This window comes from Paraburkholderia sp. RCC_158, from assembly GCF_041355255.1.
GTDB classification, from domain to species: domain Bacteria; phylum Pseudomonadota; class Gammaproteobacteria; order Burkholderiales; family Burkholderiaceae; genus Paraburkholderia; species Paraburkholderia graminis.
This window is the reverse complement of the sequence record NZ_JBFUPM010000095.1, coordinates 1-514: the sequence shown is the minus strand read 5'-3', so window position 1 is coordinate 514 and position 514 is coordinate 1. Positions and strand designations below refer to the sequence as shown.

The following is a 514-nucleotide window of genomic DNA, read 5'->3' as shown; positions in this document are numbered from 1 at the left end:
GCACTTTCCAGAGCCTTCGACTAACAATGAAGATAAAGAGTACAGGCTGGTCCCATTTCGCTCGCCACTACTCTGGGAATCTCGGTTGATTTCTTTTCCTGCGGTTACTTAGATGTTTCAGTTCACCGCGTTCGCTTCGCATGGCCTATGTATTCAGCCACGGATACCTCAAAAGAGGTGGGTTTCCCCATTCGGACATCTACGGATCAAAGCTCGTTTGCCAGCTCCCCGTAGCTTTTCGCAGGCTACCGCGTCCTTCATCGCCTGTGATCGCCAAGGCATCCACCACATGCACTTGTTCGCTTGACCCTATAACGGGTGTGTCTTCTCGGCCAGTGTTAGTGCTTTAGCACTTACTCTGGCCCGATCCCCGAAGGGGACCAGCGATCCGATCACTCGCTACAGGTTGAGTATTCGTGTTGCGCCGTATTCCAAGAGCAATCTTTCGATTACCTTTAAAATACATCGATACAATCACAACCCTGATTCACCTACTCGCACACCCATCTCTAAG

At 50.6% G+C, this 514-nt stretch carries 1 rRNA gene; it reads right to left on the bottom strand.

What is annotated here, in order from left to right:
* Positions 1-309: ribosomal RNA gene (locus AB6809_RS36315) — 23S ribosomal RNA — on the bottom strand; the annotation flags it as partial.
* Positions 310-514 lie beyond the last annotated feature (205 nt).